The organism is Reichenbachiella sp. (assembly GCF_039969095.1).
Lineage (GTDB): Bacteria > Bacteroidota > Bacteroidia > Cytophagales > Cyclobacteriaceae > Reichenbachiella.
The window spans coordinates 565,016-578,102 of sequence record NZ_JBDVOL010000011.1; the positions used below are offsets into that span (position 1 = coordinate 565,016).

Below are 13,087 nucleotides of genomic sequence, written 5' to 3' on the forward strand. Positions count from 1 at the left end.
TTAGTGAGTAATCATCAATTTCTTGAATTCAAATTCTGATTTTTCTCCTCGAATAGACATGTAATACAGTCCACTTGGGAATCTATCAGTTTTCAAACTGAAGCCTTCATTTCCTGCAGGTAACTCACCTTGATCAAAAACTCTACCTGTTTGATCAAAAATTGTCCATTTCATGTCTTCCTGAATCAATTGATCAAAAATGATGAATACCTCATAATCAGTAGGGTTCGGATACATGTTAAAATCCGTAGCATTGACTAAATCATCTCCAACATCTGTAATCGATGAGCTATTTTTATCAGACACGAAATCATTGGCATTGTCAATTTTAACTGATTGATAAATTTCCTTGGTCTGACTATTTTGAATAAATACTATAGCGGACAAATTGGAATCATCAGCTATATTCGTCAAGTCCCATTCAACAGACAATTCATCCGTAGCATTGCCATCAGAATCAGCAAACATCAACGGCTCACCAATTGTAAGTTCCGATGTCAATTTTACATATTTACCTGAACCAGAAGGCAGCATTTTCCTCATCACATTGTCAAACTCATCTACTCCACCGACGGTATGTGTAACAATATCTTCAAGAATTACTACATAAGCTCTGAACTCCGTATCAGCAGGATAATCTTGATTTGCTTCGAACGTAACAGTACCTTTTACCTCTGTATCACTTGCGGTAGGATCTGGCGTCAATGTAATTATGAAGCCCGGATCTTTGAGTGAATTCAATCTCAAATCATCTTCATCCCAAGTCAATTCACCTGCCTTAGCAGAAGTACTTGTGCCTCCTAATTGTCCATCCAAAATAGAGGTTACCTGATCTACATTATAGTAAATTGATCTTGAACTCGGCCCAGCAGGATTTTGTGCATTGAATGGATCAATAAATCCAAAATCCGAATGATAAGCAATAATAGTCTCATCTCTATTGTTTACAGTAGAAGGAGGTAATAAATCGGCTATAGAAGCTTTTAAGTTTGCTGTAGGTGTATTTATTTCCGTTCCATCCGTATCCTCTTCAGAAACACTAACAAACTCTTCGATTAACACATTTTTAGACCTTTCTTCAATTCTAAAGTTATCTAACGCAAATCCAAAGAACCCTTCTGTTTGTGAATCAGATGTAGATGCAATAGCAAATCTAAACCTTACTAAATCACGGCTATCAATATCTATGTCGTTAAGACTATGTCGAGCGCTTACCCAAGTAGGTTCGCTTACTGCTGCTCCTGACCAACCCGTAGAGGTCGCCGCTCCTTCATTATTTGTATATTGCTGTTGACCAGGGTCAGCGCTTACATTATCAAAATTATACCATTCCAAACCAGAAGATCCTCCGTTTTCATAACTACCCAAAGCTATCCAGGACTCTCCCCTATCTATTGAATATTGAAATACTACTCCATCCTTTACATTTTCAAAATTATATATCATATCAAATCTGACCATAGGTTTAGTCAATTGAGATAGGTCAAAAGCTGGTGTATACAGCCAAGAATCTTCAGAATTTTGATAGTGATAATTACCACTTTGTTGGCTCAATGTTGCCCAACCAAAAAGTACATCGTCACTTTTCTCTTCTAGTCTAAGTATATCTTCATTTACACTTCCTGATAAACCTAAAGAATCTTCATTTAGATTTATTTGATCCCAAATCCAGCTATTTATTCTATAAGACTCAAGACCATCATTTGATAATTGCTTTGTAATTATTGCATCATCTACTAGCAGCTCGGAGTACCATCCTTTCTCATCTGGATCGAATCCATCATTGATATCAAAAGTTTCTAAATAGCCAGTACTAGGATTCACTATTTCAATTGGAATTATGTTCACTGTTCTTAACAAACTATCAAAACAGCCATTTGCATTTTCCATAAAAACTTCTAAATCATAACGCCCAGTATTTCCGAAATCATATTCAAATGGACCAAATACTGTCACATTTTCTCCTGAAGCAACCTCTCTCTGTGTCAATGTTTCCATTCCAGTAGACCATTCTTCATCAATTATTGATATACCAGTAGATTGATCAATAACTTCAATCGATTTAATTTGATCTAAAGAAAGTTGGTTTTCATTAAAATAAAATGACGTAGCCTCATCTTCAATGACTTGATCCCATTCTACTGCAATATTAGGATCAATTTTAATCAATATTCGTCTTTGAGTGATATCGAACTCTTCAGAGCTTTCTGGTGCATTACTACAAGTTAAAGTATCAGATGCTGTTGTCACTGTTCCTAATAGCCTCACAACAAATTGAGCATCCAATCCTGTAAAACCATCAAAATCATGACTTACAGACTCTCCATATTTTATGGAACCACCACCATCGTCGTATTGGCTGTTTTCGTTTATCGCTCCATTATCATCTGCATTATAGAAAGTCCATTGTAACGACCCTCCATTTGCTGCATCAAAATCATCCAATGTATATGGTGATTCTCTAGGAGGCTCTTCTAAGTCTTCTACTAGCATCCAAAAATCATTTGCATCATTGAGTAACTCAGCTTCGAATTCAACCTGAGGATCCACACATCCTCCATTGACCACTGCATAAATTTCCGGAGTTACATTGACAGTAATTTCTTTTGAAATACTATTTGAACAACCTGTCACATCACTACTAAAGGCATATTCATACACGAAAACACCACTGCGAGATTGAATTTTATCTGACCATTTCTCTTCAGAATCTTTAAGATCAAATAAGACTTCATCATCTCCAAATGAAGACCCTGTAAATGTCTCTAAAACCGTAGTCGTAGAACCATAGGTATGAGATATAGATCTCTCTCCATTGTTACTACTTCCTCTATTACCGCTAATGGTAAATGCTGGCTGGCTTTCACAGATTTCAACATCATCTTGATAAGATTCAAATCCAATAATATCATCACTGAATAATGTCAATTCTGGAAGAGGGTTAACAGTAATGTCAGTAGTAATCACATTAGTACATTCGGTACTTTCTGTTTTATTGGTATAAGTAAATGTAACGGTATGGTTTGTCGCACTATTTCCTACTTCTGTCCCCCCTTGATCAGCATGTGCAGTCAGTGGTATCACAGTCGCTGTACCGTCATCATTATCTGTTAACCCTGTAGAACTTATAATAAATGAATCCAAAGCACTTCCATCTCCCCAAGTTCCTGAAGCTACATCTGTATTATCCTCTTGCCCTTGAAACTCGATAGTACCAGTAGAAGTACAGAAGCCTGATCCAGAATCATCTCCAGTATCCACAACAATATTTAACGTTGGCAGTTTGACCACTTCAATATCACGAACTCTTGAATTGGCACACCCAAATTGATCCGTATAATTAAACGTAACTTGATGATTAGTGCTAGGGTCAGTGGCATCATCAGATCCTTGACCTTCAGCAGCATTTTGTGTATTGAAAGTAGCTTTTCCATTTGTTTCATCCACTAATCCTTCGGAATTACTAATACTCCAGGACATACTTATCAGAGTTGGATCGATTCCGTCCTCTGCAAGGTTCCCATCGTATGTACCTTGAAATACATAGTCACCATCGTCATAACACACAGCAGTATTATGAATAGTTGCCCCATATCCATCTGAATTTATATCGTTGTCGGAATCATAATGAACATTAAGAACTGGTTGCGGGTAGATCTGAACTTGTGCTATTTCAGAAGCTACGCAACTGTTACCATCTGTATACTCATATCTTACAAAGATATCCTCTGTATCTCCTGTTCTTGTTCCACCTATAGATGTAGCAATGTCAGCTGACAAAAATGTAGCCTGACCAGTTGATAAATCATTAAATCCAGTAGAAGAAATCTCGTTAGTTTCATTTAATGCATCGGTATTTGAAGGATAAATGGAAAATGATCCAGAAGTTGCCTTTGTCAAATCAGTCTCATTTCCAGCTATTTTCCATCCTTGAATCACATAAGTATCCTCATCATAACAGATGTAAGTACCATCCAGAACTTCAGTAGCCAGGTTTTCACCAGCTCCATCACGGTATTGGACTGATAACTCTGGGAGTGGATTCACTTCAATAGATTTGGAAATTAAATTTGTACAACCAGTTGCTGGATAAGTATAAGTATAAGTGATTTCATGCAACGAGATTAATCCATCAACTGGTTGCCCAGCTGCTGTCGCTGCAGCGTTTGGATCCAACTGTGCAAACCCACTTGGTAATTCAGTCAAACCTCCAGTATCAATTGACCATACATCATCACCACCAATTCCATCGTTATAATTAGCTCCATCAACTTTACCTTGAAGATTTGTAGTTCCAAAATCATTACAATATTCTGTGGTAAATGCAGTTGTAGCACCTTCATCCACAATGTCGACTTCAGGAATAGCATTAACTAATATATTCATTTGAATTGATGGGCTTTCACATGTTCCATCGGTGATTTGCGTAGCATATATAGTAGTCGTTGCAGCTACATCTATATCGAGATCAGTACTGCTTTCAACCTGAGTGAATTTGACACTATCAGCAAATACTGCTGGTGTGTTTGAATTACTTGTAAACAAAAATGGAGTTAAAGACAGTCCATCAGGTTTAATTGTATACCATCTGAATTGTGTAATACTATCAGTACTCGTCGCATAAGTGTCAAATTCAAAATCTTCTAACGCTACATCATCTTCTTGACAATATACATAGTTGTCAGCACCAGTAGGTCCACCAGTATTAACTATAGAATTAAATGGTGCTACAGGCTGCGGATATACAGTCACTTCAACTTCAGTCAATCCAGAAGGACAACCTATAAATCCCGATTCCTCATTAGAACCAATATAGCCTCTTACGTAGTAAGTATTAATCTCTTTGGCGCTTCCGTCTCCTACTGGATACCCCAATTCTCCACTTGTTGCCCTACTTCCATCACTAGATGCTGTTGGAATGACTGTAGTCATATCATTTTCTAACCATTCATAAACTATGTCTTGAAGGTTTGGAGTGTTCAATTGATTTAATTCTGAACCATAACAAAACTTATAGGTATCATCATCTCCAATATCCCCAAAATCGCTAATTATCGGATCGGCAGGTGTTTCAGTAATGTTTATTGTTATTTCAGTTGGGTTACTATATGTTCCGATAAACTGTTGAGAACCAATAGAACCTGCTTCTGAATTATCAAAATTCACTTGCCTCACATAAATTGTTACAGAATTTCCTGCATTGTTTACGAATGCAAAACCTTCATCCCCATAAGCATCGGTAGGAACAAAAGATGTTCTAGGAGGAATACCAGGAGTCAGTGGAAAAACAGCTGCATCCCGAGTATTAAATAAAGCATCATTCAATGGATCAGTTGGATCAGCTGGATGTGCAGCATCTGCATAGAATATATAATAAGATTCTGATTCAGCTTCATCATCCATTTCGTCAATAATGTCCACATTAGCAACTCCGACAGTTCCTGTACCACAGTATTCATAAATATATTCTGCTGAAGTTCCGACTTGAAAGCCATTGGCTCCAAGCATCAAGTCGGGAGCATTTGGAATCGGATAAATCTCAATGGTCACTTGTCTTAAATCCGACTCACATCCTTCAAAGACAGTACCATCATCATATTCATAGTAGTAAGTTTCAGAGAACCAAAAGTTTTTGGTAATTCTACCAGAGGGAGCATTAGTTCCTCCAAACAATGCTGAAGCTTCCAGGACTTGATCATCACCATTACTATCGCTGATTTCACTCAAACCACTGGCATCATTATACCATCTGAACAATTCTCCTGTTCCACCACTTGAAAGTATCGTAAAATCAGCTATTGCAGTACCTGATGCATATTCTAAAGTGTATACTTCAGTACCTCCTACATCCAAACTTCCGATGTATTGGAAAATATTATCTTGAACAGCATCAACCCCATCATCTTCTAAGAAAGGTAGATTTGGCTTATCCAGAATTTCAAACTCAATAACTTCCAATTCTGTACATCCTGCAAATACTGGATCATCCGTACCTTCAGATTCAATAGTCATACGATAATCTCCAAGGCCGTAGTTTGTATCAACATCATATGCGTCTTTAAGAATAGATCCTACTGTTACATTGTCTCCAACAAACAAACCAGGTCCAGCGTAAGTGTTGATCGTTTGCCACGCTCCACCATACCAATACTCAATTAAAATATTCGTAACATCTGCTCCTGGAAAACCATTGATACTGCCCAGTAAATTGAATGATGCATCCTCTTCACAGACTAATCCTTTAGGTGTTGCAGCTACGGTTAAATTCAAATTCGTATTAGTGATTTCAAAATCAGGAATTGGATTGATCGTCCAAATTTCTGAGCCTAATGCTTGAAGATTTGCGCCTCCGGGTTCTGCAACATACCTCACAAGTATAATATCAATACTCCCATTTGCTTCAGTATCAATATTTGTATAATTAGCTACATCATTAATACTTAACACCCAGCCAGTTTGGTTGTTATAACCAGCCACTTGTCCTGTAATAACTCCAGCAGTGATGTCAGTACTTGGCGAACCACTTACAGAAGCTAAGACCTGAAGATCATAAGCTCTAAAATTATTACCTGCTCCTTCAGTACCTTCATTACTAAGAATAATATTCAAATTAGCATTGTCGGCACAATATTCTTGTCCTAATACATTTCCTGATCCATCAACCGTATCATGATTATCTGGGTCTCCATCCACTCCATCTTCATCAAAGATATTGAGAGCTGGAGTAACTGTTAAATCAATTGTAGTCTGATCCGTACATGTGGTTACATTATTTGTTAATGCGTAAGTAATGGTGTGAATGGTAGAAACGCCACCAACTAAACCTGCTGAAGACGGTGTGAACGAGGTTAATCTATAATCATCTGATGGATCACCAGGCGTTCCATTGTCCTCATTTGAGGGAGTACCTAAACCATTGCCACTAAACAGACCTGTATGGTCATCGCTATCCACTAGTAATGCGCTCATCGCTGAACCAGTGTTTTGGGTCACCTCGAATGTGGTAAGGCCAATACTGATTCCACTACTTACATCTACTCTACCCTCAACAAAAACATCTACTGTTGCATTTCCAGCAGCATAACAACCTTTATCATCAATTACATCCAATCCATACTGAAAAGTTCTTGATGAATAATTTGTCTCATCATTTTCCGGTGCTGGGAAAAATGGATTCGCCTCTCCTTCTTCTCCCGCTCCATTAATTGCTGCCTCAGCTTCTGTTTGGTAGCCATATGCATTAGTACCATACCAATCAAAATCATAGCCTATTAAAGTAACATTAGAAGGATCGCCTAGCGTAATATCTTCAAAACTACAGATATCATCTGCATCTACTATATCTAATCCAGCAATTAATTCTTCATTAGGTGAAGCATGTATAGTGACAGCTACTGGGGTATTCAAGCTTTCACAACCATTAGCATCAATGGTTTGAGTAACATAAAGTGTTTGTACCCCAGGCGTATTTTCATCCAATCCGAGCTCAGCAAAAGTAGGATCATTGATATCTGTAAATGCAGTTAGAATCTCTCCAGTATAATCATCATTTGTATACCAGTGCGTCGTATGACTTGCATCTGGTGTTATGACAACATCAAAATCTGCCTCTAAATTAGTAGAGCCGGCGGTACCAAAAAATCCTTCACAAATTGTCACATTCGATTGAACAACACTTGGTTTTCCAACTTCATCACTTTGCATGTTAATATGAACTTGCTTATGATATGTCTCATTTCCATATTGTACTGCATTGCCGCCTGATCTATACATGGCTATATCAGAAGCGTATTCTGTACTACCATTTATACCTACAACTAGTCCTTCTATCTCAAGAACATCTGTCGTTGCAGTACCACCTACTGTATAAGTAAGCGTTAATGTTTGATGTTTATCAACAGCAATGTCATTAGAAAATGCCAAAGAAACTGAAGAATTAGTTATATCAGCAGTTGACTCACTAGTTCCAAAAGTTGGGGCTGGTGCCGTGCCATCAAAATAAAACCCATCCGTTAATGTAATATCATAAGTCACAGGACCTCCAGATGCAAAATCATCAGGATTGCTTTCTGAGATTTGAATAGTTCCTAAAGTCGTATTACTCTGTCCTATACAGGCAAATATGGATGCTCCTCCATTTGCCGCAGTCACAGTGACACCTGCTTCTGTAGAAAAATCCCAAATGCCTGCCGTTTCAATGCCAGCAAACTCATTTCCTGACCCATCTGTGAAGGCTGCATCATCTCCAGTAGAAGAGTTTTCAATAAACACATTATAATCTGCATTTGCATCCAAGTCCTCCAAAAAGTCAACCGTGATGGTGGTACTACCTCCACCCGAAACATAGGATCCATTGTTTGCTGCTGTTCTTATAGTTCTTCCTGTAAGAGCATTTACAACTGAAATATCTCCTAAGCCAACTTTTACAGGTTCATCAAACACCAATACCAAGTTATCCTTGATGTTTATTGTATTGGTAGATGCTCCTGCCTCATGTGCAGGTAATACAGATGCTAAAATTAAATTAGGAGGAGTAACGTCATTAACAAGATCCGTTTTGAAATTCCAGGTAGTTGTATTCACTATTCCATTTGAGGAATTAAATGGAACTGAAGCATCCTCGAATGCATCTGCTGGAATTTGAACATAATAGTCAGTTCCCCCAGATAGATTCACATCAAATTCAATAATTGAACCTGTCCCAGTTGAATTATTAATGGTAACAGCCGCTGTACTTATATCGATGGTCGCTACTGTTTCAAATGGAGTTGAAACGACAATATCTCCAGGAGAAGCAGCCTTTTTCGTTACCCTTTCATTAAAATAAATTTGTAAGGTTTGAATTCCAGGCAATGCTGCGGATTCGTCATCAGCAGGATAGAAACTGGTCATCAATGGTTTTGCTGTATCATCATCAGTAGTAAAATCCCAGGTTGCACTGTTTACAAATTCCGTGTTATTAGTCCCTGATGCATCAACAAATGCACCCGTTGCAACATATACTTCATACGTAGTATTCCCTGAAAGAATATCTGACATATCATTAGATGTATATGTCCAAATAGTTTTTCCTGAAGAAAATTCGCCACTATTCGGATTAACGTTAATTGCAGTTGCGGCTGTCTCTCCAGTAAATCGTATTTGAATCCCGTCTACATCAGTCACATAATCAACTGGTTCACTAAATTCTAAAACCAAATCAGTTCCTACTAAAGGAGTACTACCATCAGTTGGTGTTTCATTAATTCCTACTACTAAAGTCGGAGAAACGCCTTCTACAGGTGTAGTAAAAGTCCATGTAGTCCCATCTACTAAATCATTTCCATTATCGCTTACATCGTCAAATGTACCTGCGGGTATTTCTACTCGATAGGTTCTATTTCCACTTAATGACCTTGCATCAAATGTAACTATAGAAACTTGGCCAGTGCTTACAATAGTAACTTCATCGTTGGCCGTAGCATCATCACTTACACTATAAGTGGTAGCTACAGTATTTGGAGCGTGATTATAATAGACTGTAATTAACCCGTCTCCAAGCTCTACAATTTCATCAAAAGTAATTTGAAGTTCTACGTTTGTAGCATCTGTAGGGTCATTCCCTGTGACTGTTGTATACACTTTACCAACGGGCCCCGTTACATCATCAGAAGTAGTAAACTCCCAAGCATCAAAGTTACCTGTGGTACCATTGGCTTCCGGCAATGCACTATTATCTTGGAAAGTTCCATCACTAAATTCTACATGGTACCTGGTTCCTCCTGGTAAGTAAGTCATGTTGGAATTTGTAAATGTGAGAGGGTAAGTAAATTTAGTATCCGTCTCAGAAGGCGTGCCAGTGCTTAAATCGGCTACATAGGCTACCTCTACTGCTGTTCCGTAGTAATAAACACTTAATCTATTTGCAGCTACGGCTCCAGTATTGATAGGTTCATCAAACTTAACAGCAATAGAAGTTGTAGCTGAACTTACATTAACGTCATCATTTGCAGGAGAAGATTGATTTGCCAATAAGCTCGGTGCCACTCGGGTATCAGGCGGACCAGAGCTTTCTGGATTTGTAGAAAAGGTCCAATCATCGTCACTAATACCATCAAACTTGTTGACAGTTCCATGACTTGTAACATCAGTAATTGCCTCTCCATCAATCTGTATAAAGAAATTGTTTCCTCCTGAAACTACATCAAAATCAAATTCAATTCCATCATTTGGTTCAACTGTAGTTGTATATCTGACTCCAGGTACTATACCACCTGCTAATGAATATGTATCTTGAACTGCTCCTGCACCTCCATCATCAAAATATAGGGAAATGTCTCCTGTTCCAACTTGAATGGATTCATTGAATCTAATTTCAAATGTTATAGGATCTGCATTATCTGGATCAAAACTGGTATGACTCGTATACAGTACATTATTGATATATAATTCGGTCACATCAGGATCATAACTGTCTGTCTCAGTAGTAAAAATCCAATCATTTATATCTGCTACCCCGTCACTTCCAGCATCACCACCGAAAGCAGCTCCTGATGGGTTATTAGATCCATCTTTGAACGCATCCGTTTCCACCTCAACTCTGTATTTCGTATCGAACTCAAGGGCTGCGTCTCTTATAATCACTTGGCTACCATTTGGCTGAATACGAGAAATATTTGTTGTAAGAATTGATTGAGACTCTTCTGCAATTGGACCTCCATTCCTCTCAAACCCTACTATAGTAATATTCTTCCCACTTACACCTGAAACAGGCTCAGACATTGTAAAAGTTAAATCTACAACTTGTCCCTCTTCTTCTAGTACAACATCTATAGCACCATTCGAAGGCACGTCAATAGATGATAATACAGGAGGCACTGGAGTGGTTTCTTGATCAGTTCTAAAAGACCAATCACTACTTTGTGTAATTCCTGCAAAATTATTATTCGCATAATCTGTAAATGCTCCTTCTTCGATAAGAATGTAGTAAAACACACCTCCGGACAACTCAGGACCAGTATAATTAAGGATTAATTTATTACCGTTTAGTGTTAGACTTCCATCACTGTCATCTGATTTTAAATCATCATTGGCATCATCAAATTCATCTACATAAAACTCTTCTACCAGCTCTGATCCACTAGATAAATAAAGTCGAACATATCCCTGACCAGGAAGTAAAGGTTCATTAAAAGTAAGGCTAATTGGAGTTTCAGTAGGAACGTTTAAATCTCCTTGCTCAGGTTCGTAAACAGTTGCTAAAGGTGGAATTGATTCAGATTCTGTTGTGAAATTCCAAGTGTCCTTATCAAAAATACCAGCAAATGGATTACCCACAAGATCTTCAATTACTCCATCTGTCATTCCAACATAGAATGTCACATTACCTGGAAGATCCCCTAATGAGGAAATATCAATTGTCAGTTCATTACTACTAATATCTAACAAACCACTATTTGCATCAAACTGTAAAACCGTAATATCGGGGTCTGTTTTAGCGAAAAATCGAATAGTTCCTGATCCACGTTGAATATCCTCATCAAAAGTGATTGTTAAAGTTTCTGTTTCTAGTGCTACAGACAAATCTCCATCAGCTGGAGACAATATTCTTCCTACTTTAAAATCATCAACAAGTAGATTCTCATCTGCACCATTTGCATCATCAAACTCTATTCGTATATCACCTGTAAACGGTGAAGTAAAATTATGAATGAAGCGTTCATATCCATCTATATTTGTCGTTGTTATAGTGCCTAGAATAGTTGCAGCTCCAGTTGGGTCTGCAATTATTAATGCCTCGGCTCCATTCGAAGCATTTGAGGCTGCACGATACTGAAAAGAGAAGCTTTCTGCTGAAGTAAGGAACGAAGTTGGCGTGTTCAAATAATTTCCATCCACATTAGGTATAATGACTGCACTTCCAGTTCCTCCCAATGCATCAATTGCTGCTGCATCACTTGCTCCCAAATCAGTCCAAACACCTGAAGCTAAGTTTGCAGAACCTGCTCCCATATTACTAAAGTCTTCTTCTATCTGTCCTGCAATTCCAGGAGATTCATTATCACTTGTATTTATTGTTCTAAAAATGAGAGTCTCCACATTGTCAGGAACACCGTCTATTGTAGATTCTTCAAATAATGAAAGATCATCCACAGCCCTTAGGGTAGACTCAGGAATACTAATAGTCACCAGTTGATCCGAGCCAAAGCTAACTGCTGGATTGATGGTTATTACATTTGTTCCACTTCCAGTTACTTGAGACTGAGGTCCAGATATGTCGTAAGTTTCTGTTACATACCCACCAGTTGCTGCAATTGTTATGTCACCAGTATTAAATTCCACTGGCTCATCAAAAGTCAATATAATATTTGTGCTCCTACCTATGATTCCAGAACCAGCTCCAGGATCATTATTAACCGGACTAAAATCCACAATTATTGGATTGGTTGCATCTGCTGTTGTAAATGACCATGAACCTGCTCCTGAAAGGCCAGTATCCCAATCATTTCCACCAAAATCTTCGAAAGTTGTAGATGGAATAGTCACAAAGAATTTAGTCCCTTTTTCCAGAACTGATGTCAAGGAAAATGTAACTACATTATCAACGATCGTTGTTCTAGACACATTAGTAACACTAATTGTTTCTACAACATCGAGTGTATTAAAATCTCTTAAAATTAGATTTCCACCTACGGCTCTTACATTTTCAGAGAAAACAATAACTAACTCGTCTACTGCTGTAGCTGCTAATTCCCCATCTGCTGGTGTCAATCCTGTTAGTTCATTAACTTCTGGGATTGATGTATCTTGTACAGCAACATCTGTAAATACTAATGGTGACAAACCAGGAAAAATCGGATCTACATCTAACGTTAGATTATTTGTTGTTGCAGGAAATACTGCATCCAGAACAACAAACTCAGCACTCAAAGTCCCACCTGTAAAATTAGCATCCACAGCGCTTATAATTTCACCAGCAGGGAATGTGAAATCTACAGCCCCAGTAATATCTAGGTCAATATTTTGATTTGCATCCTGTGCTTCTACCTCAATAGAAAAACCAGGATCTCTTTCAAAAGTAGTTGAACTGGCCAGTGGGTTGGCATAT

1 protein-coding gene (only partly in view) is annotated in these 13,087 nt (G+C 38.0%); it reads right to left on the minus strand.

Annotated features, from left to right (window positions below; translation table 11 throughout):
* Positions 1-13,087, minus strand: the final stretch of a protein-coding gene (locus ABJH98_RS11015; RefSeq protein ID WP_348307725.1) for a LamG-like jellyroll fold domain-containing protein. Its footprint extends 15,914 nt past the window's final position; 13,087 of the gene's 29,001 nt are visible here — the last part of the coding sequence; the start codon falls outside the window, past its right edge — the gene reads right to left on this strand; it ends in the stop codon at positions 1-3.